The sequence below is a fragment of the Prevotella sp. lc2012 genome (genome assembly GCF_900107065.1).
Classification (GTDB): domain Bacteria; phylum Bacteroidota; class Bacteroidia; order Bacteroidales; family Bacteroidaceae; genus Prevotella.
Genome location: NZ_FNUF01000001.1, coordinates 856,964 through 880,475 on the forward strand (window position 1 = coordinate 856,964; position 23,512 = coordinate 880,475).

A 23,512-nucleotide genomic window follows, 5' to 3' on the forward strand; every position below is an offset into this window, starting at 1 on the left:
TAAAAAGAGAAAATCATGAAGACAATAAAATATATGCTCGTGCTCGCCACCATGTCGCTGATGGCTGCATGCGTAGAAGATGAGGTCTATGAAGGCCCTTCAAATATTGACTCGGTAACTGCCGATGTGGCAGCACCGACCTCCAACGATGCTGTAACCGTGAGCGCCACATTCTCTGGTCTCCAGGCACCGAAGACTGTAACACTGTCCTACACGCTCAATGGCGGCAGTGCCAATGAGGTTGCCATGACCGGCAACGGCACGACCTATACAGGTGTGATACCAGCTCAGGCCGACGGTACCACCGTCAAGTACACCGTGACCGTTGTCAACGAGGCTGGTTACGCTACCACCTCTCCAGAACGTGAGTATGTGGTCGGCGATCCCCCCACTGACTTCACAAAACTGCGTCTGAACGAGCTCTACGGAGCCGCCGATACCGATGAGGGTAAGTTTATCGAACTGTATAACATGAGTGAGTTCCCCATCAAGTTGAAGGGTATCACCATCAACAAGGACGAGAAACTGTCATGGACAGGTATCGAGGGCGAAGTGATTCCTGCACACGGTGTGTTTGCCATCATCGGAGCCAAGGGTACCACCGAGCGCGGTATCAGCAGCGGTTTCTCCAACAAGAAGTCTGTATTGATCGAGCTCTTTGACCCCAGCGGACAGTTGATCGACAAGTTCCAGCGTGGAGAAAAGGAAGCCGAATGGGGCAGTCAGTCACTTGAGAAGGTGAAAGGCTCTTGGAGCCGTATCCCCGACGGTGAGGGCAAATGGAAGATTGCCGATCCCACTTGCGGTGAGAAGAACGCCACTGCCGGAGAGGACGATGCGACTATAGTACAGTAAAATTATCATAATACCAAAATCACATTTTATTAGTTAAAAAACATTATGGAAAAAGACAAATTGAAGATCGGCGAGATCTCTAAACCGCGTTTTGAATTCCGCAGCTTCGGCCGTTGCTTCTGCGACGCCGCCAAGCGCATGGCACGCCTCAGCGTACCTGTTCCCGAGAAAGTATGGGAGCGTCACAGCACAGAGACTTATATCGTAAGCCGCACCAATGACGTGAATAACACCAAGATCCGTGACGGAAAAATGGACATCAAGACCTTCGTACAGAGCGTAGACGGCCTGGAGCAGTGGAACCCGCTGATGAAGGGTGAGTTTCCTATCGCCAAGGAAGTGCTGGAGAACGATGTATTCCCCGCCTTCAAGGTGAATGGCCTGCCGAAGCTCGACAAGCCTACATACACTCTCGAGGAATTTCTCAGCATCATCGATGCTCACCCCGACCTCGAGGCTGTGAAGGTCGAGAAGGTACGTTTTGGCTATATGGTGAACGACACCATCTGCGAGACCGGCGACGTCTATATCAACGGTGCTCTGGTGAAGACCATCAACTCGGAGTCAACCGAGATTGAGGACATCAAGAAGACCATTGCCGACGTAGGACTGGAGGGTGTCGAGAACATCAACTACCTACAGGCTATCAAGCGAGTGATTGGAATGATTAAGAAACCTTTAGCAAACTAAGATCATGGCACAGGAAATAGAACGTAAATTCCTTGTAAAAGGTGATTTCAAAAGCGAAGTTTTCAAGAGCACTCGCATCACTCAGGGCTATCTCAGTTCAGTACCCGAGCGCACCGTTCGTGTCAGAGTGAAGGGCGAGAAGGGATTCATCACCATCAAAGGTATCGGCAACGAGAGTGGAGCCAGCCGCTATGAGTGGGAGAAGGAAATCCCCGTGGAGGAGGTCCGCGAACTGCTGAAGATATGTGAGCCAGGTGTCATCGACAAGACGCGCTACCTGGTAAAGAACGGTGAGTTCACCTTCGAGGTGGATGAGTTCTACGGTGACAACGAAGGACTGACGGTGGCAGAGATCGAGTTGCCCGACGAGCAGGCCGAGTTCAATCGTCCAGCATGGTTGGGCGAGGAGGTAACAGGCGATGTACGCTTCTACAACTCCATGCTCATGAAGAACCCGTACAAGAACTGGAAATAAGCACCAGATTCTTCTAACGACCTGAGGGAGGTGGGCTCTCTCAAGCTGGAGCCCACCCCTCTTCTATTCTTTTCAACTGACAATTATGAACAACGACATCCAAACCCATACAGCGTTCGATCCGCTGGACATGAACAACTACCGCATCGAGAAACTGCCTAAGATGCAGAAGTCCGGTTTCGAGCGGGTGCTGCAGCGCATTGGCGCACCACTCGCCCTACTGGCATTCATTCTCATCTACTGGGTGGTGGATATCCCGTTTGTGGACAGGATCGACACCAACAAGACTACTACTACCCTAACGGAATCGGCTATGAGCCGTTACGACCAGTTGGCTAACGCCACCATGAAACAGCTCACGATGGGCGAGACCGCCCAAGAGGTCTCTCCGCAACTGAAGGAACAGGCACAAGAGACAGCCCATCAGAAATTCATACGTATCAACTATGCCATGCTGGCAGTTTTTATAGCCGCCATCATCCTATGGATCACAGAAGCTATTCCAAATTACCTCACCTCACTGATGGTGATACTGGGTATCGTGCTCACGGGCATCACCACAGACAAGACTGCCTATGCCCAGTTGGGACACCCTGTCATGTGGCTGAACATTCTCTCGTTCATTCTGGCGAGCATGCTTGTCAAGACACAGGTTGCCAAACGCTTTGCCCTGTGGTTCGTGCTAAAGTTCGGCAAGAATGCAGGAGGCATCATGATCAGTTTTATCATCATCAACCTGGTGCTCTCGGCTTTCATCTCCGCCACCACAGCAAAGGCTGCTATCTTGTTACCTATCTTCATGGTGGTGGCAGCCATCTATGGTGCCACAGGTGGAGACCACAGGAATAACTTCGGCCGTAACCTCATCCTACAGAACCTGTTCCAGATCAACCTCGGCGCCAACGCCTTTCTGACAGGATCAGGCGCCACCCTCCTGGCAGGCTCTCTCATCGCCGGCGCCATGGGCATCGGCTCGTTCAGCTATCAGGATTGGTTCAAGGCTGCCTTCCCCATGAGCGTATTTCTCATCCTCGTAGCTTGGTTCATGGGTGCAAAGATCTTCTTCCCTCTAAAAAAGGAGGAGCGTGTGCCTCAGATTGCAGGAGGCATGGAGCGTCTGCGCGAGGAACTGCAGAAGTTGGGTAAGATGCGCGCCGACGAGTGGAAAGCCGTCGCCATCTTCGTTGTCGTACTTATCCTCTGGGCCACCGACAAGCAGCACGGCATCAACCAGACGGCCGTTGCCTTCATGGGCGCCGTCGTAGCGCTGCTACCAGGCATTGGCGTGGTGAAATGGAACGACGTGGATATCCCTTGGCACCTGCTACTCTTCTCCGCTGGAGCATATACTCTGGGAGCCGGACTCGACGCCACAGGACTTCCCGGCACTCTGATCGACGCACTGTTTAATAGTCTCGGCATCACTGCCGAGACACCGTTCTGGGTACTCTACCTGATATTGACCGCTGGTATGCTGCTCTTCTCACTGATATTCCAGTCAAAGACGATGCTCACGCTTATTTTCGTGCCGATAGCCATCGGCGTGGCACAGAAGAACGGTTATCCGATTATGAGTCTCGCCTTTCCCGTAGCCATGCTCGTAGGCCATGTCTATGTGCTCCCGTTCAACAGTAAGCCTGCCGCCCTGCTCTACACCACGAATCAGTATAGTTGGAGCGACACCTTCAAGTTCGGCATCACCATGATGTTCATCAGCTGGCTCACCATTATCCTATGGGGTGAGACCGTTCTGAAGTGGTTCGGCTACACCAGCGGCGTATTTTTCTAACCATCCAACAGTTTTGCCATGATAGATATTCAACCAAAGATACACGACAGGAATACCCTCGAGTTCAAGGTGGGCTATAAGGCCTCTAACGGAGCCACATATAATGACTTCGAGATGAACACATGGATCTATATCCCAGAGACTCTGGGTGTAAACCGTCACACCTATCTGAAGGAGAATTTCTATCGTGACATACTGTCATATATACGACTGATTACCCCTTTCTACCATCTTGACGAGTTGGCTTCGACCACGTGCCTGCCCTACCGTCGCCTGAGCGATGTGTGCATGGCGCTCCATCGGCAGCCCGACGAGAAAGAGCAGAAGAACTACGAACGCGAGATTAAGATGTATGCCTCGATCTTCAAAAGCAGCATCCGCGACACGTTCCGAAACGCGCTCAACGAGAAAGGGACGCTCCGCGAGGCCCACTGCAAGGATGCTCTGGAGAGCATATCGAAGATCTTCGATATCTATCGCACACTCGGCAAGGAGATGGAGCAACGACCAGTACCCAGTCAGCAGATGCTCTACTTCCACTACGGCGACGAGTTCATGTCTAACGTTGTGGAACAGCATGTGTCGCGCCTTATCGAGCGACTGCGTTCCGAGGCCCCAGAGAGCTACACGACACTAGAGCCTTCAATCCGTCAGGTGCTCGACAACGAGCACAGCTATCGTCAGCGCGTCGGCTATCTTTGCGTCGAAGAGAAAGACGACGAGAGCAATACCCAGTTCGTCTATCACGCTGGTCAACTCAAGAAGTATATCGAGAGTAACCTCTACTTGCCCACCCACAAACGTCGCAATGCCGTCTTCCTCGAGCAGATGGTGTTCAGTCTGGCGGCTGGTTTGTCGATGGTCTTTGCAACAGTCATCTCGTTTGCCTTCCAACAGACCTATGGCAACTTCACCCTCCCCTTCTTCATCGCCCTCGTCATCAGCTATATGTTCAAGGACCGTATCAAGGAGTTGGTGCGAATCTACTTCGCCACCCGTCTGAGCAGTCGTCTGTTCGACTATAAAATTGGCATCCGCGTGGGCGACATCAAGGTGGGCTGGTGTAAGGAAGGGTTCGACTTCCTGACACCCGAGAAGATATCATCGCCTGTGAGGAAGATGCGCAACAGGCACTCGCCGCTAGTCATCGGCCGAGGAACAGAAGAACAGGTCATCCAGTATCGTAAGCGTATCCACCTGAACCAGAAGGCCGTCAACCGTCTGTCACCCTATCCGCTCAGTGGCATCAACGATATCGTACGCTACAACCTCTCTGAGTTCATGCGTAAGATGGATAACCCCAAGGTCCCGTTGTGTGCCAACAAGGGCGACGGCCAGTACGTGCCGGCCGAAGGACGCAAAGTGTATTACCTGAACCTCATCATCCAGTTCAAGTACGAGAACACCACCCGATTCTATCGTTATCGTGTGTGCATGAGCAGGAAGGGCATACACAAAATCAAAGAGATAAGATGAGAAAGAAGATACTCCTATTCATACTGTCCGCCGTCATGCTGGCGGCATGCGACAACCAAAACTCTGTCAATATTCTGATCTCCAACAGCAGCGACCAGCCCCTGGAGAACAGAGAGGTCACCATCGCCCTTGACACCATCCGTCAATGGCTCGATATCAGCATCAGCGACACACTAATCCTACTCAACGAGAAAAACCAGCCTCTGCCATATACTTACAGCAAAGACCGGTCTTCTATCTCATTCCGTGTTCCGAGCATCCAGCAACGGTCACAGAAGAATTTCTCCATTAATAAGTCCGATACCCAACTCCGTCAGAATCTCTTTGCCTTCAGGCGACGGAACATCGAGGTCAGACTGAAATAGCCAGTTGACTATTCCCACTCGATGGTTGCGGGTGGCTTCGACGAGATATCATAGCAAACACGATTCACACCACGCACCTTGTTGATAATCTCGTTCGACACCTTAGCCATGAAGTCGTAAGGCAGATGAGCCCAGTCGGCCGTCATGGCATCAGTCGAGGTCACAGCGCGCAAGGCCACGGGATGCTCGTAGGTACGCTCATCACCCATCACACCCACACTGCGTACAGTAGAGAGCAGAATTGCTCCTGCCTGCCAGATCTGGTCGTAGAGCGACACCTCGATCTCACCATCAGTCATCTGAGCAGGTACACCTGCAGCCAGGACCTTACGGGCCTCCTCACCAGAGAGTTTTACCTTATAATCGCGCAGACCGCGGATATAGATATCGTCGGCATCCTGGAGCACACGTACCTTCTCGGGTGTGATATCACCGAGGATACGGACAGCCAGGCCCGGGCCTGGGAACGGATGACGGGTGATCAGATGCTCTGGCATACCGAGCTGACGCCCCACACGGCGCACCTCGTCCTTGAACAACCACTTCAGCGGTTCACAGAGCTGCAGATGCATCTCCTTCGGCAGTCCGCCCACGTTATGGTGACTCTTGATCACTTTTCCTGTGATGTTCAGCGACTCGATACGGTCGGGATAGATCGTACCCTGTGCCAACCACTTGGCGTCGGTAATCTTCTTCGCCTCTGCGTTGAACACCTCCACAAAGTCGCGACCGATAATCTTACGTTTCTGCTCAGGGTCCGTCACACCAGCCAGATCACCGAAGAACTTCGCCGAAGCGTCGACACCAATCACGTTCAGACCGAGCACCTTGTAGTCGTCCATCACCTGTGTAAACTCGTTCTTACGGAGCATACCATGATCGACGAAAATACAAGTCAGGTTCTTACCAATGGCACGGTTCAGCAGCACGGCTGCCACAGAGGAGTCGACACCACCCGACAAGCCGAGGATCACACGATCGTTACCCAACTGAGCCTTCAGCTCTGCCACCGTCGAGTCGACGAACGAGGCTGCACTCCACTCCTGACGACTACCGCAGATGTCGACCACAAAGTTCTTCAGCAGCTGTGTGCCCTGCAGGGTGTGGAACACCTCGGGATGGAACTGCACAGCCCAGACTGGCTGCTGCTTACTGGCAAAAGCCGCATTCTTGACGTCAGCCGTAGAGCCGATTACCTCGAAGTTCTCGGGAATGGCGGTGATGGTGTCACCATGACTCATCCATACCTGTGAGTGCTGGTCGAAGCCCTTGAAGAGAGGGTTCGTCGTGTCCACCGTCTGGAGGTTCGCACGACCATACTCACGAGAGTCGGCCTTCTCCACTTTCCCGCCAAGCGTATGGGAGATGAACTGCGCGCCATAACAGATACCCAGTACAGGCAGCTTGCCGATAAACTGACTCAGGTCCACCTTGAATGCCTCCGGGTCGTGCACCGAGTACGGTGAACCACTCAGGATCACACCGATCACCGACGGATCGTCCTTCGGGAACTTGTTGTAAGGCATAATCTCGCAGAAGGTGTCCAGCTCACGCACACGACGACCGATCAATTGGGTCGTCTGTGAGCCGAAATCCAAAATAATAATCTTCTGTGTCATATTATAAGTTGTTAATGAAAATTTCTGCTTCATGCAGAGAGTCGAGCTTGCCGACATCAAGAAGACGCAGGTCGCTTTTCTCCCAGCCGAGGAAGGCGCGCTGGTGACAATACTTCAGATAGAAATCAATGATGCCGAAGCGATCAGGCATCTCACTGAAGAGAGAGAAAACCTTCGGCGAAATCACATGGATACCCGAGAAAGCCAACTGCTTGAGTGCGGTCGTGTCGAGAGTCGGATACGGGCTCCGCACCTCACCAGTCTCGATGTTCGTCCACCCATCCAGCAGATACTCGTCGTCGAAGAGCAGGTAGCGTTTGGTCTTCCTGCGACTCACCAGCAACAGCGCATCGGGCTCATGCTCTTTGGCAAACGCATAAAGCGCGGCCAGATCGACATTGCTGAAGATATCGACATTATGGATAAGAACAGGTTCTAACGGGTCGAACAGCGGCAGAGCCTTCTTGATACCCCCGCCCGTCTCTAGCAGACCGTCGCTCTCATCACTGATCCGGATATCTATCCCAAAGAGATTCTGCTCTTCCAGATAATCGATGATCTGCTGAGCGAAATGGTGCACGTTGACCACGATCCGCTCAAAGCCGGCGGCTTTCAGTTTCATAACGACATGCCAGAGCAGGGGCTGTCCGTCCACCCTTACCAACGCCTTTGGCATCGCATCGGTAAGGGGCTTGAGACGAGTGCCCAACCCAGCCGCAAAAATCATCGCTTGCTTCATCTTCCGCAATTTGCCTGCAAAATTACGAAAAGTCGAGCGCAAAACAAAGAAACTCGTTTTCTTTTTTTCTGAAACAAAGTAATTTCGCCATCTTTGATGGTAGAGGTACGAATGTACCCCGTTCAGAACACAGGGAGAGACAGAAGTTGCTGCATGATGGTGAGGGCCATGCGACGGTGCCCCTCATCATTAGGATGCAGACGGTCGTTCTCAGCATTCTTGAAGAACAGAGTCTGCTCATCCATCAACGGATAAAGTCCGCAAAGGGCATTGAGATCAATCACAGGCACAGCCCAGATATTCCCCGCCTCCTTCACCGACTGCACATAAGCATCGATATACTCCCCACACTTGTTGGTGTAGTCCTCACGGGGCTGCCAGTTGTACGTGTTCGCATAGAACTCGGCACGATGAATGGGTGTCAACAACACGATCTGTTTCGACGGATAGCTCCGTTTCACATAGTCAAGTGCCTTATTGATTCGGCCACGATAGGTCGAGTCGGCCATCACGGGGTAACGGTGCCTGCGGTTCACGAGACGCTTTGCCTCATGGATGCCAGCCATCACCTGTTCATCCTTCTCCACGAACCACTCACCTATGGGGATGCCCGTATTGTAGTCGTTGGTACCTATAAAAATCAGGATGGCATCAACCTCGTCGGCATGCTCTGCCTTCAGTCTATCGGTCTGGGCAGGGATATCATTCCACTCACGTCCGCTGATGCCATAGACATAAGGCTCTATCTGGAGCCAGTCATTCAAGAAGCCCCAGTATTTCTTCTTTGAACCGCTGTTGGACGGATCGGTGATTGAATCGCCGAAATAGGCAACACGCTTACCCTGCCAGGGGTGACTGATCATATGCTGCGCCATGGCCGGCATGGTGAGCACGAGAACGAACAAGACTGTCAATAATCGTTTCATTTTGTATCTTTATATTTTTATGCAAAGGTACGATTTTTTCTCGGGGAAACAGGTTTTCATCTGCCGCTTTTCACCAATAAGACACATTTTAAGAAACATATAACACATTCGTTACATCATCCACGAAGATCACGAAGGAGTATCACAGGAACAAAGTATGCACCTATCCGTGTAAACAGAAAATCATCCGATTTGGGTATTGCACGGATTAGTCGTTTATCGTACCTTTGCCGACGATTTAATTATTAAAAGAAAATGGACAAATCAATCAACTACGGGAGAATCTGCGGATTCACCATTCTCTATGTCGTGACAACCTTCGCGACTGCTTTTCTCGGTTTTACAGCACCTCTCTGCTGGGTCGGTTTCCCTGTGATAGCCGCCCTGTTCGGAGCATTCTCTTACTACATGATTGCTTCTAAGTGGAAGAGCTTCGGCGTGAGCACCTTACTGGCTGTCGTGCTTGCCGCCCTCCTGCTCATCCTCGACGAATGTACCCCCCCGAGATGCCTCTTGATCGTTATCGCTGGTGTACTGGGAGACATCGTTCGCATGGTGGCAGGTAACAAATCGCAAGAAGCCATGACCTTTGGCTACCCGATTCAGAGTATAGGCGTCATTGCATGGATCCTGCCCTTGTGGACCCATACTACATGGTATTACGAAGGAGCCACCAGAGAGATGAGTGCCGACTACGCGAAAGGACTCATGGCATTTGCCAGTCCTTGGGCATTGATACTTCTGGTGCTTCTGACGGCGCTAGCAGGTTATATCGGCATCCGCTGTGCGGCAAAGATCAAACCACAACCCTGAATACAAGCCTTTTCACAAAAAGGGGTGCCCTTCGGCACCCTTTTTCTTATCAGCCCCTAAGGAACTATTTCTATGATGAACTTAACGGTCTCACCGCAATCCGTGCATTGGTACGGACCGTTTCTTAAGTTGCCGCCTCTTCTGAATGCGTAGACAAACGGATAAATCGCGTTCATTGCTACCATACAGACATTATCACTGTGTTCCTTATCGAGCATGCTTCCTTCGAAACAAACGACATCGCCCACCTTATACTTGGGACAATGACTCTCGATAACTGTTGCCTTTACTTTATAATCAGCATACTTCGGGCTCACTTTCTCTTTGTTTTCTTCCATTTTTATAACATCTATTTAAAGACGTCAGTGACACCATCAAGGATCCCACGGATCTCATTAAAGATGCCACGCAGACGATCGCTGACATTATCCTTGGCACCACGGGCCATATAGCCAGCACACTCTCCCTCCAAACGGCCGATCTTGGCCTTCTCCTGAGGGGTATAATCAAACTCGTGTTTCTTCACCCGTTTGGTGATCTTCACGAACTTCTTACCAGCATGCTCCCAATCGTTCAGATCGTAATAGCGACTGTTGTCACGTAACTCATAGGAGAAATTCTCCAACTGGTTGATTGCTGCCTGCTTCGTGTAGCAGGAGGTCAATGTCAGTGCCAAAGCACCACAAATCAAAAGATGTCTTCCTTTCATAATCTGTCAGTTTTATATAATTGATAATATACTTATCTTGCCTCAAGAACCTGAGTGACGGCCTGCTCCCGATGACAGATGCGGACCTCTACACCGAACTTCTCATGGATATGCTCCGCCAGATGCTGGGCGGAATAGACACTGCGATGCTGACCACCCGTACAGCCGAAAGAGAACATCAGCGAGGTGAAACCACGCTGGATATAACGGCGCACATGGGCATCAGCCAGTTTATAGACCGAATCGAGGAAGGTGAGGATCTCACCATCGTCTTCCAAAAATCGGATGACAGGCTCGTCGAGCCCTGTTAACTGCTTATACGGCTCATAGCGGCCAGGATTATGCGTACTTCGGCAGTCGAACACATAACCGCCACCATTACCACTCTCATCCTCTGGGATGCCCTTACGATAGGAGAAGCTGAAGACCTTCACGACCAGAGGTCCCTGGGCATCATACTTCGAGAAGGTGGCAGGTCCGTCCTGCGGATGAGTCTTATAGGGGTTGAGCGACGTCGTCTTATAACCATCGGCCCGACTGGCAGTTGCCTCTATCTGGGCAAACTGTGGCAACTCTGTCAGATGTTTCAGTATCTCCACCAGATAAGGATAGTGGAACTGCGAAGAGCTGTTCAGAAGTTCACGCAGGTTCTGTATAGCAGGCGGAATGCTGTCGATGAAGTGTTTCTTCTGCTCGAAATAGCCACGGAAGCCATAGGCACCCAGCACCTGAAGTGTGCGGAAGAGCACAAAGAGCGACAGACGATTGGCAAAATGGCGCACAGGCGGCACCTCAGTATAGTTCTTCAGCGAGTTGTAGTACTCATACACCAAGTCGCGGCGCAGCTTGTGAGGATAGCGTGCACTGGCCTGCCAGAGAAACGAGGCGAGGTCATAGTAGAACGGTCCTTTACGACCACCCTGATAGTCGATGAACCATGGATTACCATCGCGGTCGAGCATCACATTACGCGCCTGGAAGTCACGATAGAGAAAACAGTCGCCCACAGCAGAATCGTCGTTGGTCAGATCCTTGGCCAGCAATCGGAAGTCAGCCTCGAGCTTCAACTCATGGAAGTCTATCTCCGTAGCTTTCAGAAAACAATACTTGAAGTAATTCAAGTCGAACAGCACACTGTCCACGTCAAACTCTGCCTGCGGATAGCAGTTCGAGAAGTCGAGGCCACGTGCTCCGCGGATCTGAACGTTTGGCAACTCACGGATGGTGCGCTTCAACAATTCCTGTTCCCTGAGCGTATACCGCCCACCAGCCTCACGACCGCCTTTGACAGCATCGAAGAGAGATACAGAGCCAAGATCGGTCTGCAGATAGCGCAAGCAATCGTCGCTGGTAGCAAGGATCTTTGGTACTGGGAGTTTCCGCTTATTGAAATGCTCCGTCAGGTATACAAAAGCATGATTCTCGTCACGACTGGTGCCAATAACACCGATGACAGTCTGTCCTTCCTCATCTGTCATACGGAAATACGAGCGATTGCTTCCTGCACCTGGCAACTGACGGACATCGGCTGGTTCTGTCCCTTTCCACTGTTTATATAGTTCTATCAGTTTCTCCATATCAAGTGCAAAATTAGGATTTTTACACGAGACCTCCAAACTTATTGCAAAGTAATCGCCATCAACCCGTCAATTTATTTCTCCCGACCTGCATCTTTGCAACTATGATGCCGCGACACATCGACAACCACCCAATTAGTATTCTCTATCTTTGCACGAAAAATGAAAACGCAAATGTTATGTTGTTATGTCTTGGAGTTTTCCCGGAGGAAAGTCGGAGTTTGCTCGGAGGGTCTTCACATCAGAGCATTAAAAAACCAGGTATCTCACGACACCCGGTTCCAAAAAACAAACTACTTAAAAACTAATCTACTAAAACAAATCAAAAAAATATCTTTTACTCAAATGTCTCTAATACTATCTTGCAGAACCCAAACATAAGATCCCACGCTGCAAAGGTACAGCGATTTAAGATTACGCACAAGTTTTTATGCAAGAAAAAAGAAGAAAGCAAATAAAAATACTACAAAAAGGGGATAGACAATCATGTCCATCCCCTGATTTGTTATGTTAGGTTTGCAAAAATGTATCAATCGAACATCCCGCTCTAACACTTTTACATCATTCCACCCATGCCTGGGGCTCCACCCATCGGCATAGCAGGCTCCTTCTCAGGCTTGTCACAGATAAGGCACTCGGTGGTGAGGAACATTCCAGCAATGCTGGCAGCATTCTCCAGAGCGACACGAGCCACCTTTGCGGGATCGATGACACCAGCCTCACGCAGATCCTCATATTTGTCGAGACGGGCATTGTAACCAAAGTCGCCCTTACCCTCGCGAACCTTCTGAACAACCACAGCACCCTCGCCACCAGCGTTGGTAACGATCTGACGCAGAGGCTCCTCGATGGCGCGACGGATGATGTTAACACCCGTCTGCTCGTCGGCATTGTCGCCCTTGATGTTCGCCAAAGCCTCCTGAGCGCGGATGTAGGTTGTACCACCACCTGCAACAACACCTTCCTCGATGGCAGCACGAGTAGCGCAAAGAGCATCGTCAACACGATCTTTCTTCTCCTTCATCTCTACCTCTGAGTTAGCACCTACGTAGAGCACAGCCACGCCACCAGCCAACTTAGCCAGGCGCTCCTGCAGCTTCTCCTTATCGTAAGAGCTTGTCGTATTCTCGATCTCCTTCTTGATCTGGGCGATACGATCCTGGATGGCCTGCTTGTCGCCAGCACCATTTACGATAGTCGTGTTGTCCTTAGAGACGGTCACCTTGTCGCAGGTGCCCAGCATCTCGAGTGTAGCCTGCTCAAGCTTCAGACCTTTCTCCTCACTGATTACAACGCCACCAGTCAGGACTGCGATATCCTCGAGCATGGCCTTACGACGGTCGCCGAAGCCAGGAGCCTTGACAGCACAGATCTTCAGACCACCACGCAGACGGTTCACGACGAGTGTCGTCAGAGCCTCAGAGTCAACATCCTCGGCAATCACGAGCAAGGGGCGACCGCTCTCTGCTGCAGGCTGCAGGATGGGCAGGAAATCCTTAATATTTGAGATCTTCTTATCATAAATCAGGATGTATGGATTCTCCATCACACACTCCATCTTCTCGCTATCAGTGATGAAGTAAGCAGACAGGTAACCACGATCGAACTGCATTCCCTCAACCACCCCGATGTGGGTATCGCGGCTCTTGCTCTCCTCGATGGTGATCACACCATCCTTAGACACCTTACGCATAGCCTCGGCGAGCAGTTCACCGATCTCCTTATCATTGTTAGCAGATACGGTAGCCACCTGCTCAATCTTATCGTAGTTGTCGCCAACGAGCTCAGCGCTCTTGGCGATGTGCTCAGTGACAGCCTTCACTGCCTTGTCGATACCACGCTTCAGGTCCATGGGGTTGGCACCTGCAGTGACATTCTTCAAGCCCTCAGACACGATGGCCTGAGCAAGAATGGTAGCGGTAGTCGTACCATCACCTGCATCATCACCAGTCTTCGAAGCCACGCTCTTCACAAGCTGTGCACCTGTGTTCTCGAACTTATCCTCGAGTTCTATCTCCTTAGCGACAGTCACACCGTCCTTAGTGATCTGTGGAGCACCGAACTTCTTCTCAATAACAACGTTACGTCCCTTCGGGCCAAGTGTCACCTTGACAGCGTTAGCCAACTGATCGACGCCCTGCTTCATTGCATCGCGGGCGTCAATATTGAATTTAATATCTTTTGCCATAGTTTCTCTAATTAAACATTGAAAATTGATAATCGAACATTACTTCTCAATCACTGCGAGAACGTCGCTCTGACGCATCATCAGATACTTGGTTCCTTCGAACTCGAGTTCAGTGCCGCTATACTTGCCATAGAGCACCTCATCGCCCTCTTTCAGGATCATGGCCTCGTCCTTTGTACCCTGACCTACGGCTTTGATGGTTCCGTGGAGCGGTTTCTCCTTAGCGGTGTCAGGAATGATAATACCGCCAATCTTCTCTTCTGCAGGTGCTGGCAATACCAACACACGGTCTGCTAATGGTTTGATGTTCATAATTCTATATTATTGTTTAAATAATTTCCGCCAACCCATCTGCCAAAAGCGTGCCAAACGACCCGCTTATGCCAACTTGTCAGCGTTCCACCCCGTTTATGACAACGTTTCTGACCACAGCGCCCTCAATCAAGGACTTGTCGAAAGCATCTGTCTCGTCGGTAACTGAGATATTCTCAAAGGAGAAGTCCGCCAGATGATATTTATCAGACGTGCCGACATCAAAGAAATTGCCACAGGTCATACGTATGTTTCTGACTGTGATATGATGGCACTGCGAGAGAGGCATATCCTCACGATCTTCAGGCTTGAAGAACTGGGTCCAAGGACGTACGACAAGGAATGAGCGGCACCATCCTTCGACATCACTGACCGTCACATACTCATAATGCTGAGGGGTATCAGGACGCATCTTCAGCCAAAGGACGCGAGAGGCCCGCTTCACATGGATACGGCGCAAGATCACATTACGGTCATGAAGCGACTCGGAGCCGAGGGTCAGACAGGCATGTACTTTCCCATAGGTGCAGTCCTCAACAATGATGTTCGAACACGGACCATTATCAGGGTTCTGATCAGCCCAAGTGCCCTTACCCCCTTTCAGCACGACAGCATCATCGCTCACATGCATATAACAGCCATGTATAAGCACATTCTTGCACACATCTAAGTCTATGGCATCAGACGAAGGTGCACCACGACTAGGATCCACAGGTGTAACATTCTCCGTAGGAGCAAAGATATAACATCCCAGGTAGCGCACATTCTCACAACGGTAGAGGTGGTTCGTCCAGAAAGGAGAATTGATAATCCTCACATCCTGCACTGTCACGTTCTTGCAATTTGAAATGTAAACATTTCTCGGGCGCATCGCCTCAAGGTTCGTGCACTGCGGATTATATTTACGACGGATCCAAAACTCCTCCCAGTATTTCTGTCCGTTACCATTGATTGTGCCTGGTCCTGTAATCGTAAAGCCATCCACACCATCGGCATTCACAAGGGCTGCGAAGTAGTCGAGCGTCTGTCCTTCCATCCGCGTCTTCACAATCTGAAAATCACGAATCCTGTCAGATCCTTTCAATTCGCCTCCCTCCTCGATCAAGAGATGTGTCTTCGGCTTGAAGAACAGCGATCCGCTCAGGAATGTACCTCTGGGAATCACGACCACACCACCTCCCTCTGCCGCACAACGGTCGATAACGGCCTGAAGAGCCTTCGTCTGTACACCATCGCCATAACGATCAACACCATAGTCTGTTACTACATAGTGCCGCAAACCAGACAGGTCTACACGCGTCGTATCCTGAAACCATGCAGCTATTTCCGTTCCATCTGGCCACAGCCCTTGCTTCACGGTTTTCTTCTTCATTGCCCTTGCGGCAGATGTTTTTTTCCCACCCAACGGGGAGCACTCAGTCTTTCCCGTCGCCGCAGCACATACCACCAGCAGTGTGAAAGCCATCATCAGTCTTACTCTCATGTTCTTGTCTGTTTTTTTAGATTAGTCTCTTTTTCCGGATGCAAAGATATGTTATTTTTTCAAAATAGCTATACAAAAACACACCTTTTTATTCAGAAATTAGAGGTTTTTTATGCAAGATTCAAAAAAAAATACTATCTTTGCCCTCTGAAACAATTATTACTTAAAAGTAAGTTATGAAACAATTCTTCAAAATGACGCTTGCCACCATCTGTGGTATTGTTATCTTCCTGTTCATCGCAGGTTTCTTTTTCATCGTCTCATTTGTGGGCATGCTGGCTAACGAGTCAACGCCAACCAAGGTCAAGGACAATTCCGTGTTTGTGATCAAGCTCAACGGCACTGTCGAGGAACGTGCGCTAGAAGGGACGGTGATTGACGGTCTGCTTGGCTTAGGTGACATGAGTACGATGGGTCTTGACGATCTGGTGACCAGCATCCGTAAGGCCAAGGAGGAGGAGAACATCAAAGGTATCTATCTGGAGGGTGGAGTCGCTTCATTCGACGCTCCTGCCACAGCGCAGCAACTGCGCGATGCCCTGAAGGATTTCAAGAAAAGCGGCAAATGGATTGTTGCATACGCCGACCAATATACGCAAGGCTCTTATTACGTTGCCTCAGTGGCTGACAACATATACCTGAACGCAGAAGGCATGATTGACTTCAAGGGGCTTGGCGGTAAGAGCGAGTATTGGAAAGGATTATACGACAAGCTAGGTATCAAATACTTGATGGCCAAGGTTGGCAAATATAAGAGCTATGTAGAAAAGGAAACTCAGACGGGTATGAGCGAGTACGACCGTGAACAACGCACAGCCTACCTGACTGGTATCTGGAACTACTGGCTGAAGGAAATGGCCGAGGGTCGACGGGTGCAGCCTGAGCAGTTGGATAAAATGGCTGGCGACAGCATCATAGCACTGGCTAATACCGATAACTATGTAAAGGGCAGACTGGTCGACAAGATCATGTTCCCTGAAGAAGTCAAGGCTGAGATCAAGAAACGACTGAAGATTGGTGTGGACGACGATATCACTCAACTGTTCGTGTCTGACATGCTCAACGTGAAGTCAAAGAAAAAGAGCAGAGGCGACGAGGTCGCCATCTATTACGCCTATGGAAATATCGTCGACAATGAAGCCATGAACATGATTCAAGGTGGCGGACATTGCATCGTGGGTAAGACCACTGCAGAGGACCTGCGCAAACTCGCTGACGATGACGACGTCAAGGCCGTGGTATTTCGTGTGAACTCTGGCGGTGGTAGTGCTGTCGCCTCAGAGCAAATACGCCATGCCATAAAACTGCTGAAGAGCAAGAAACCAGTGGTGGTGTCGATGGGTGGTGTGGCTGCCTCAGGCGGCTATTGGATCAGTTCTGCAGCCAACTATATCTTCGCAGAGCCTACCACCATCACGGGCAGCATCGGCATCTTCGGGCTATTCCCCAATGCAAGCGGTCTCGTGACGGATAAATTGGGCATCACCTTCGACGGTGTAACCACTCACAAATACTCAGACTACGAGACGGACCTTGTGTTCGGCAAAAATAGTGACGATGTGATGAAGCATATGCAGACATACATTGAGCACGGCTATCAAAGTTTCCTGAACATCGTGTCGGAAGGACGAGGCATGAAGCCCGAAGAGGTGGATGAGATCGGTCAGGGCCGCGTATGGCTGGCCACCGATGCCCTCAAAATCAAACTGGTCGACAAGCTGGGAAGTCTGGACGATGCTGTGAAAAAAGCTGCCGAATTGGCCAAGCTCGACGACTATCACTCTGTTCCTTACCCTGTCGAGTCGAGTTGGCTGGACAAACTATTGTCTAAGGAGGCTCCGGGTTCTTACCTTGACGCAGAGTTACGCGAACTACTGGGCGAACTGTATCAGCCGCTGATGGAAGTACGATATACGCTCAAAAGCAGCAGTCATATGCAGGCCCGCCTGCTCGACGATGTCAGAGTAAAATAAAAGCTACCAACAGCATAAAACGAGGAAATGGAAGGAGACTTCATTAAGATTAACAGTCAACTGCAACCATTCAGCTGGCTCTACGGGATGGGAGTAGGCTTCAGGAACATGCTGTTTGAGACAGGCTTCCTGAAAAGTCATTCGTATAGCGTCCCTGTGATCTCCGTGGGCAACATCACTGTGGGCGGCACAGGAAAGACTCCTCATGTGGAATACCTAGTCCGATTGCTCAAGGACAAGATGAAGGTGGCAGTGCTCAGTCGCGGTTATAAGCGCAAGAGTCACGGCTTCGTTCTAGCAGACAAGCAGACGCCGATGGAGGCCATAGGCGACGAGCCCTATCAGATAAAACAGAAGTTCCCTGAGGTGACCGTTGCAGTAGACAAGAAGAGAACCAGAGGCATACATCATCTGACGGATGATCAGGATACGCCAAACATCGATGTCATTCTCCTCGATGATGCCTTCCAGCACCGATACGTGAAGCCTGGCATTAATATTCTACTCGTCGACTATCATCGTTTGATTATCTACGATCAACTGCTCCCTGCAGGACGGCTCCGTGAGCCTGTCAAGAGCAAGAACAGGGCCGATATCGTTATCATCACGAAGTGCCCCAAGGATCTGAAGCCAATGGAATTTCGTGTAATCACGAAGGCGATGAGCCTCTACCCTTACCAGCAGCTATATTTCTCCACCTACGAATATGACACACCACGCCTCGTATTCCCTGACTGTCAGGAGCCAACGGAGGTTCCATCTGGCATCGAGTCCTTACAAGGGAGGAATATCCTATTGCTGACAGGCATCGCCTCGCCAGAGCAGATGAGACTGGATCTGGAGCCGTATGCAGAAAGCATTCAGCCGCTAGTTTTCGGCGACCATCACAACTTCAAGCGGAATGACATCGAACGTATCAACCAGGCATTTGACGAACTCCCTAAGCCGGGGTTGATTGTCACGACGGAGAAAGACGCAACACGTCTGAAGCAAGCAGAGGGACTGAGCGATGAGGTGAAGCAACATCTGATCGTACTACCGATACGCGTCAGTCTTTTGCTCGATCAAGAAGAAGCATTTAATCAAAACATTATAGGATATGTACGAAAAAATTCAAGAAACAGCATCCTGGTTAAAGGCAAGGATGAAAACAAGCCCAAAGACAGCGATCGTGCTGGGGACAGGCCTCGGACAATTAGCTTCCGAAATAACTGACACCTATGAGTTTCCATATCAGGACATCCCTAATTTCCCCATATCAACGGTAGAAGGCCACTCAGGCAAACTGATCTTCGGTAAACTGGGAGGCAAGGACATCATGGCCATGCAGGGACGATTCCACTTCTACGAGGGTTACTCGATGAAGGAGGTGACCTTCCCTGTGCGCGTGATGTACGAGTTGGGCATCAAGACCCTCTTCGTTTCCAATGCCGCTGGCGGTATGAACCCACAGTTCAGCATCGGCGACCTGATGATTATCACCGACCACATCAACTTCTTCCCTGAGCATCCGCTTCGTGGAAAGAACTTCCCTACAGGTCCGCGCTTCCCGGATATGCACGAGACCTACGATCTGTCGTTGGTGGCGCTGGCCGACAAGATTGCCAAGGAGAAAGACATCAAGGTGCAGCACGGCGTCTATGTCGGCGTACAGGGTCCCACCTTCGAGACACCTGCAGAATATAAGATGTACCACCTGCTTGGCGGCGATGCTGTCGGCATGTCAACCGTGCCAGAGGTAATCGTGGCTCATCATTGCGGCATCCGCACCTTCGGTATCTCTGTCATCACTGATCTTGGTGGCTTCGACGACCCTGTGGAGGTGAGCCACGAGGAGGTACAGGAGGCTGCCAATAAGGCTCAGCCGCTGATGACTGAGATTATGAGAGAGATGATAAAGAGGAGTTAACATGGATATAGCGAAACTAGGAGAATTCGGTCTGATAGACCATCTCACAAAAGATATCAAGACCAAGAACGAGAGTACGAAGTACGGCGTGGGTGACGACTGCGCCGTACTCTGCTACCCTGACAAGGAAGTGCTCATCACTACCGACCTGCTGATGGAGGGCGTACACTTCGACCTTACCTATATCGACCTGCAGCACCTCGGCTACAAGTCAGCGATGGTTAACATCAGCGATATCTTCGCCATGAATGGCACACCTCGCCAGATGACAGTTTCATTGGCCATCAGCAAGCGCTTCAGCGTGGAAGATATCGAACAGTTCTATCAGGGTCTTCGCCTGGCCTGCGAGAAATGGAATGTCGACATCATCGGTGGCGACACTACCTCTTCTTATACTGGACTGGCCATCAGCATCACCTGTATCGGTGAAGCCCGTAAAGAGGACATCGTCTACCGTAACGGAGCGAAGGATACGGACCTCATCTGTGTCTCTGGCGATCTTGGAGCCGCCTACATGGGACTGCAACTACTGGAGCGTGAGAAAAGCGTCTACTATCAGCAAGTGGAAGAAGCCAGGAAGAAGAACGACAAGCGTGCCCTAGAGGAACTGTCGCACTTCCAGCCCGACTTTGCTGGAAAAGAGTACCTGTTGCAACGGCAGTTGCAGACAGAGGCACGCGGCGACATTATCGAGAAGCTCCGTGAGGCTGGCATCCGTCCTACCGCAATGATGGACATCAGCGACGGACTCTCGTCCGAGCTCATGCACATCTGCAAACAGTCGGGAGTAGGCTGTCGCATCTATGAGAAAAACATTCCCATCGACTACCAGACTGCCGTCATGGCCGAGGAAATGAACATGAATGTCACCACCTGTGCCCTGAATGGCGGCGAAGATTACGAACTGCTATTCACTGTTCCTATCGGTGATCACGAGAAAATCGAGAATATCGAAGACATCAAGCTAATCGGGCATATCACGGATGAGAAATTCGGAAAAGTACTTGTAACCCGTGACAATCAGGAGTTTGAGTTGAAAGCACAAGGATGGAACCCGCTGGAGAAGTGAATCGAGAATTAAGATTAGTGAATAGTTTTTCGAAAAAAGTTCATTAAAAATTTGGTGGGTTCAAAAAATGTTCGTACCTTTGCACCCGCAAAACGATGAAAGGCGATTGCAAATTGACAAATTGGTGCCTTAGCTCAGTTGGTAGAGCATCGGACTGAAAATCCGTGTGTCCCCGGTTCGATTCCTGGAGGTACCACTCCTCCTTTCATTAGCCCGGTTTCGCGTTATGGCGGCCGGGTTTTCTTTTATAACCCTAAACAGTCGACTTATGGGAATAGTCATTGGCATTGACGTGGGCATATCAACCACAAAGATCGTCGGCATCACAGACGGTCATGTATCGGCACCTATTCACATTACTGCCGCAGATCCTATTACATCTCTCTATGGTGCTTTCGGAAAATACCTGCACGACAACGATATCGACCTGAAGGATGTGGAGCAGGTGATGCTTACTGGTGTGGGTGCCGCCTATATCGACCAGCCCATCTACGGACTACCAACAGCTAAGTCGGAAGAGTTCGTGGCTGATGGTCTTGGTGCCCGCTTTGAATCCAAACTCGACCACACAATCGTCGTCTCCATGGGAACTGGAACGTCATTCGTCAAATGCGATGGTAAGGAAATGAAGCATATCGGTGGTATCGGCGTTGGAGGTGGAACCCTGGCGGGCTTGTCACGCCTGCTGCTCAATACGAGCGACATCAGTCAGGTAGCTAAGATGGCTAAGCAGGGAAATGTCAGCAACATTGACCTGACGATTGGCGATATCAGCGCCATTCCTGTTCCGGGCTTAACGATGGACACCACTGCTTCCAACTTTGCCCGAGCCCAAAGCGACGCTGCTAAGGAGGACATCGCAGCAGGACTGATCCATATGGTTCTTCAAAGCATCGGCTCCGCTGCATGGCTGGCTTCGCTTGGCAGTGACATCCGCAATTTCGTACTGATTGGCAACCTATCGCTGCTGCCTCAGTGCAAGGAAGTGTTCCCAGCCTTAGAGAAACTCTATAACATTAAATTCCATATTCCTCAATACTCGCAGTACTGCACCGCCATCGGAGCCGCACTCGATTACACCATCAATGGAAAGAAATAACGATCATCCCCAGCCAAACGGTTGGGGATGATTGTTAACATATAGGCATCATCACAGATATAAGAAATCACTGTAACCTTAAGGAACGTCTGTTCCTTGGAGATGTATTGCCTTATCTCACTGTTGGAGTAAGGTTCCTCCTGAGGAAGAAAGTCTTCGTAGCGAGGAAGAAACAGGCGACTCCTGATGCATTAACCAACACAACTGTCCAGAAGGCAGCACCATAGCCCAAAAGCTCTGACACGATGCCTCCCACCAGTATACCCAGTCCCATACCGATATCCCACGAGATGAGAATGGTCGAATTGGCCGTTCCGCGTTGGTTGTTATGAGCCACATTGATGGTCATATTCTGGAAGGCAGGCCACATATGTCCATTGCCCAGTCCTATCAGCAGAGCCGAACCGTAATAGCCCATCATGATGGCTGAATGGTTCTCGGTGAAGAAAGTTGGCATGAGGATAAACAAGGTATATCCCACGAGCGAGATCACCATGCCCTCTCCTGCATTATGCGTTACCCTACCAGCTCTCAAGGCCCTTCCGCCTTGCAATCGCGAGAGAATAAGACCTATGGAGCAAAGCATGAAATAGGTGCCTGTGCCCCCCGTGATACCCATGACATCCTTACCGTAGATTGCGAGATAGTTACTCAGTACGCCGAAACTGAAGCCAAAAGCCACCATGTTCACCCCCAACAGCCAGCCACGCACTAGAAAGAAGCGGTCCAGTCCTACCCTGCCACCCCAGAGAGGACGAGCGCCCCGCTGCACTTCTTGCGACGGGGTTTCTGACACAGGGACACATTTCTTGGGAAGTGATTGAGGGACCTTGATCGTGGCATCGACTAGCCATCCGAGACAGGCGACGATCAGAGCCAACCAAAAGAGGAAATCGAAGCTGTTGGTCAGTTGGTAGATAAAGATACCAACGGTAGGTGCCAAGGCCATCGCCAGATTATTGCTCAGTCCATAGTAGCCTATACCCTCCGTACGCCTACTGGAAGGTAGTACGTCGATGGCTACCGTCGAGTTCGACACGGTAAGCGCTCCGAAAGGTCCACCATGCAGTGTGCGAATGATTGTGAACAGCAATAAGGTCGAGGCAGCCAAGTAGCCTGCGAAGAAGATTGCGAAACCACCGAAGGCAACCATCAGCACTGTTTTCCTTGGGAACGAATCGACCACATAGCCACTAAAGGGTCGGAACAGCAGTGCTGTGATGGTATAGCCCGAGAGCACCAGACCTATCACGTCCTTCGTCGCTCCGAAATGCTCACTCAGATAGAGCGGCAGCAGCGGCGTCAGCACATAAAAGGCAAAGAACAACGCGAAATTCGCCGCCATCACCTTACAGTAGTTCCTGTTCCACAATCTCTCCATATCTTCCTTATGATGTGCAAAAGTACGCATAATAAACAGAAATAGAGAATTTTTTCATGACAGAT

22 protein-coding genes and 1 tRNA gene are annotated in these 23,512 nt (G+C 50.6%); 13 read left to right on the forward strand and 10 right to left on the reverse strand.

Annotated features, from left to right (window positions below):
- The first annotated feature begins 15 nt into the window (after nt 1-15).
- From BLU99_RS03745 to BLU99_RS03770, 6 genes are all read left to right on the forward strand, one after another.
- Complete coding sequence (locus BLU99_RS03745) at nt 16-855, forward strand: lamin tail domain-containing protein (protein WP_091899807.1); 840 nt, start codon at nt 16-18, stop codon at nt 853-855.
- Between the two features lie 45 nt (nt 856-900).
- A complete protein-coding gene (locus BLU99_RS03750; protein WP_091899808.1) occupies nt 901-1,545 on the forward strand; it encodes a hypothetical protein in 645 nt (214 codons plus the stop codon).
- Nucleotides 1,546-1,549: 4 nt separating this feature from the next.
- Entirely contained in the window at nt 1,550-2,020 is a 471-nt protein-coding gene (locus tag BLU99_RS03755; RefSeq protein WP_091899809.1) for a CYTH domain-containing protein, read from the forward strand.
- Between the two features lie 85 nt (nt 2,021-2,105).
- A complete protein-coding gene (locus BLU99_RS03760; protein WP_091899810.1) occupies nt 2,106-3,809 on the forward strand; it encodes an SLC13 family permease in 1,704 nt (567 codons plus the stop codon).
- 18 nt (nt 3,810-3,827) lie between these two features.
- Nucleotides 3,828-5,285, forward strand: coding sequence for a hypothetical protein (locus BLU99_RS03765; RefSeq protein ID WP_091899811.1), 1,458 nt, complete (start codon nt 3,828-3,830; stop codon nt 5,283-5,285).
- The gene (locus BLU99_RS03770; RefSeq protein WP_143065707.1) at nt 5,282-5,650 is read left to right on the forward strand and encodes a hypothetical protein; all 369 of its coding nucleotides are present in this window, start codon (nt 5,282-5,284) and stop codon (nt 5,648-5,650) included. Before BLU99_RS03765 ends, BLU99_RS03770 begins: the two co-directional genes overlap by 4 nt.
- Nucleotides 5,651-5,658: 8 nt before the next feature.
- On the opposite strand, the gene guaA is transcribed toward BLU99_RS03770, so the two are convergent.
- From guaA to BLU99_RS03785, 3 genes are all read right to left on the reverse strand, one after another.
- Complete coding sequence (gene guaA, locus BLU99_RS03775; protein WP_091899813.1) at nt 5,659-7,269, reverse strand: glutamine-hydrolyzing GMP synthase; 1,611 nt, start codon at nt 7,267-7,269, stop codon at nt 5,659-5,661.
- Between the two features lies 1 nt (nt 7,270).
- On the reverse strand, nt 7,271-8,008 hold the full coding sequence (locus tag BLU99_RS03780) for a nucleotidyltransferase family protein (RefSeq protein ID WP_091899814.1): 738 nt from the start codon (nt 8,006-8,008) through the stop codon (nt 7,271-7,273).
- 122 nt (nt 8,009-8,130) lie between these two features.
- A complete protein-coding gene (locus BLU99_RS03785; protein WP_369807697.1) occupies nt 8,131-8,892 on the reverse strand; it encodes an SGNH/GDSL hydrolase family protein in 762 nt (253 codons plus the stop codon).
- A gap of 297 nt (nt 8,893-9,189) precedes the next feature.
- Here BLU99_RS03785 and BLU99_RS03790 point away from each other — a divergent pair, with 297 nt between their 5' ends.
- Entirely contained in the window at nt 9,190-9,747 is a 558-nt protein-coding gene (locus BLU99_RS03790) for an MptD family putative ECF transporter S component (protein ID WP_091899816.1), read from the forward strand.
- A gap of 56 nt (nt 9,748-9,803) precedes the next feature.
- Here the strand turns inward: BLU99_RS03790 and BLU99_RS03795 are convergent, their stop codons facing one another.
- The 6 genes from BLU99_RS03795 to BLU99_RS03820 form a co-directional block, all read right to left on the reverse strand.
- A complete protein-coding gene (locus tag BLU99_RS03795; RefSeq protein ID WP_091899817.1) occupies nt 9,804-10,085 on the reverse strand; it encodes a TIGR04076 family protein in 282 nt (93 codons plus the stop codon).
- Between the two features lie 11 nt (nt 10,086-10,096).
- Nucleotides 10,097-10,456, reverse strand: coding sequence for a hypothetical protein (locus BLU99_RS03800; protein WP_091899818.1), 360 nt, complete (start codon nt 10,454-10,456; stop codon nt 10,097-10,099).
- A 32-nt stretch (nt 10,457-10,488) separates the two neighbouring features.
- Nucleotides 10,489-12,033 carry a RapZ C-terminal domain-containing protein gene (locus tag BLU99_RS03805; RefSeq protein ID WP_091899819.1) on the reverse strand — a complete coding sequence of 515 codons (1,545 nt, stop codon included), beginning with the start codon at nt 12,031-12,033 and terminating at the stop codon, nt 10,489-10,491.
- 556 nt (nt 12,034-12,589) lie between these two features.
- Entirely contained in the window at nt 12,590-14,221 is a 1,632-nt protein-coding gene (groL, locus tag BLU99_RS03810) for a chaperonin GroEL (protein ID WP_091899820.1), read from the reverse strand.
- A 39-nt stretch (nt 14,222-14,260) separates the two neighbouring features.
- Entirely contained in the window at nt 14,261-14,533 is a 273-nt protein-coding gene (locus tag BLU99_RS03815; RefSeq protein WP_028907353.1) for a co-chaperone GroES, read from the reverse strand.
- Between the two features lie 79 nt (nt 14,534-14,612).
- Nucleotides 14,613-15,905, reverse strand: a complete 1,293-nt coding sequence (locus BLU99_RS03820) for a rhamnogalacturonidase (RefSeq protein WP_091899821.1) — start codon at nt 15,903-15,905, stop codon at nt 14,613-14,615.
- A gap of 287 nt (nt 15,906-16,192) precedes the next feature.
- Between BLU99_RS03820 and sppA the strand changes: the two genes are divergently transcribed.
- The 6 genes from sppA to coaW all read left to right on the forward strand — a co-directional run bounded on the left by sppA (nt 16,193) and on the right by coaW (nt 22,066).
- On the forward strand, nt 16,193-17,989 hold the full coding sequence (sppA, locus tag BLU99_RS03825) for a signal peptide peptidase SppA (protein WP_091899822.1): 1,797 nt from the start codon (nt 16,193-16,195) through the stop codon (nt 17,987-17,989).
- Between the two features lie 27 nt (nt 17,990-18,016).
- Entirely contained in the window at nt 18,017-19,204 is a 1,188-nt protein-coding gene (lpxK, locus tag BLU99_RS03830) for a tetraacyldisaccharide 4'-kinase (protein ID WP_091899823.1), read from the forward strand.
- Nucleotides 19,089-19,898: a purine-nucleoside phosphorylase gene (locus BLU99_RS03835; RefSeq protein ID WP_091899824.1), complete on the forward strand. Its 810-nt coding sequence runs from the start codon at nt 19,089-19,091 to the stop codon at nt 19,896-19,898. Before lpxK ends, BLU99_RS03835 begins: the two co-directional genes overlap by 116 nt.
- Before the next feature lies 1 nt (nt 19,899).
- Nucleotides 19,900-20,967 (forward strand): thiamine-phosphate kinase, encoded by a 1,068-nt coding sequence (thiL, locus tag BLU99_RS03840; RefSeq protein ID WP_091899825.1) that lies wholly within the window; start codon nt 19,900-19,902, stop codon nt 20,965-20,967.
- A 123-nt stretch (nt 20,968-21,090) separates the two neighbouring features.
- Nucleotides 21,091-21,163: transfer RNA gene (locus BLU99_RS03845), tRNA-Phe, on the forward strand.
- Nucleotides 21,164-21,235: 72 nt separating this feature from the next.
- Nucleotides 21,236-22,066, forward strand: coding sequence for a type II pantothenate kinase (coaW, locus tag BLU99_RS03850; protein ID WP_091899826.1), 831 nt, complete (start codon nt 21,236-21,238; stop codon nt 22,064-22,066).
- 112 nt (nt 22,067-22,178) lie between these two features.
- On the opposite strand, the gene BLU99_RS03855 is transcribed toward coaW, so the two are convergent.
- Nucleotides 22,179-23,447 (reverse strand): MFS transporter, encoded by a 1,269-nt coding sequence (locus BLU99_RS03855; protein WP_255397428.1) that lies wholly within the window; start codon nt 23,445-23,447, stop codon nt 22,179-22,181.
- Between the last annotated feature and the right edge of the window lie 65 nt (nt 23,448-23,512).

Excerpts from the sequence above, each read along its gene's own strand:
- lpxK (WP_091899823.1), top strand. The coding sequence starts at position 18,017 with ATGGAAGGAGACTTCATTAAGATTAACAGTCAACTGCAACCATTCAGC.
- BLU99_RS03835 (WP_091899824.1), top strand. The coding sequence starts at position 19,089 with ATGTACGAAAAAATTCAAGAAACAGCATCCTGGTTAAAGGCAAGGATG.
- BLU99_RS03755 (WP_091899809.1), top strand. The coding sequence starts at position 1,550 with ATGGCACAGGAAATAGAACGTAAATTCCTTGTAAAAGGTGATTTCAAA.
- BLU99_RS03760 (WP_091899810.1), top strand. The coding sequence starts at position 2,106 with ATGAACAACGACATCCAAACCCATACAGCGTTCGATCCGCTGGACATG.
- BLU99_RS03765 (WP_091899811.1), top strand. The coding sequence starts at position 3,828 with ATGATAGATATTCAACCAAAGATACACGACAGGAATACCCTCGAGTTC.
- BLU99_RS03820 (WP_091899821.1), bottom strand. The coding sequence starts at position 15,905 with ATGAAGAAGAAAACCGTGAAGCAAGGGCTGTGGCCAGATGGAACGGAA.
- BLU99_RS03785 (WP_369807697.1), bottom strand. The coding sequence starts at position 8,892 with ATGCCGGCCATGGCGCAGCATATGATCAGTCACCCCTGGCAGGGTAAG.
- thiL (WP_091899825.1), top strand. The coding sequence starts at position 19,900 with ATGGATATAGCGAAACTAGGAGAATTCGGTCTGATAGACCATCTCACA.
- BLU99_RS03800 (WP_091899818.1), bottom strand. The coding sequence starts at position 10,456 with ATGAAAGGAAGACATCTTTTGATTTGTGGTGCTTTGGCACTGACATTG.
- BLU99_RS03790 (WP_091899816.1), top strand. The coding sequence starts at position 9,190 with ATGGACAAATCAATCAACTACGGGAGAATCTGCGGATTCACCATTCTC.
- guaA (WP_091899813.1), bottom strand. The coding sequence starts at position 7,269 with ATGACACAGAAGATTATTATTTTGGATTTCGGCTCACAGACGACCCAA.
- BLU99_RS03855 (WP_255397428.1), bottom strand. The coding sequence starts at position 23,447 with ATGGAGAGATTGTGGAACAGGAACTACTGTAAGGTGATGGCGGCGAAT.
- BLU99_RS03745 (WP_091899807.1), top strand. The coding sequence starts at position 16 with ATGAAGACAATAAAATATATGCTCGTGCTCGCCACCATGTCGCTGATG.
- BLU99_RS03750 (WP_091899808.1), top strand. The coding sequence starts at position 901 with ATGGAAAAAGACAAATTGAAGATCGGCGAGATCTCTAAACCGCGTTTT.
- BLU99_RS03770 (WP_143065707.1), top strand. The coding sequence starts at position 5,282 with ATGAGAAAGAAGATACTCCTATTCATACTGTCCGCCGTCATGCTGGCG.
- BLU99_RS03815 (WP_028907353.1), bottom strand. The coding sequence starts at position 14,533 with ATGAACATCAAACCATTAGCAGACCGTGTGTTGGTATTGCCAGCACCT.
- BLU99_RS03795 (WP_091899817.1), bottom strand. The coding sequence starts at position 10,085 with ATGGAAGAAAACAAAGAGAAAGTGAGCCCGAAGTATGCTGATTATAAA.
- coaW (WP_091899826.1), top strand. The coding sequence starts at position 21,236 with ATGGGAATAGTCATTGGCATTGACGTGGGCATATCAACCACAAAGATC.
- groL (WP_091899820.1), bottom strand. The coding sequence starts at position 14,221 with ATGGCAAAAGATATTAAATTCAATATTGACGCCCGCGATGCAATGAAG.
- sppA (WP_091899822.1), top strand. The coding sequence starts at position 16,193 with ATGAAACAATTCTTCAAAATGACGCTTGCCACCATCTGTGGTATTGTT.
- BLU99_RS03780 (WP_091899814.1), bottom strand. The coding sequence starts at position 8,008 with ATGAAGCAAGCGATGATTTTTGCGGCTGGGTTGGGCACTCGTCTCAAG.
- BLU99_RS03805 (WP_091899819.1), bottom strand. The coding sequence starts at position 12,033 with ATGGAGAAACTGATAGAACTATATAAACAGTGGAAAGGGACAGAACCA.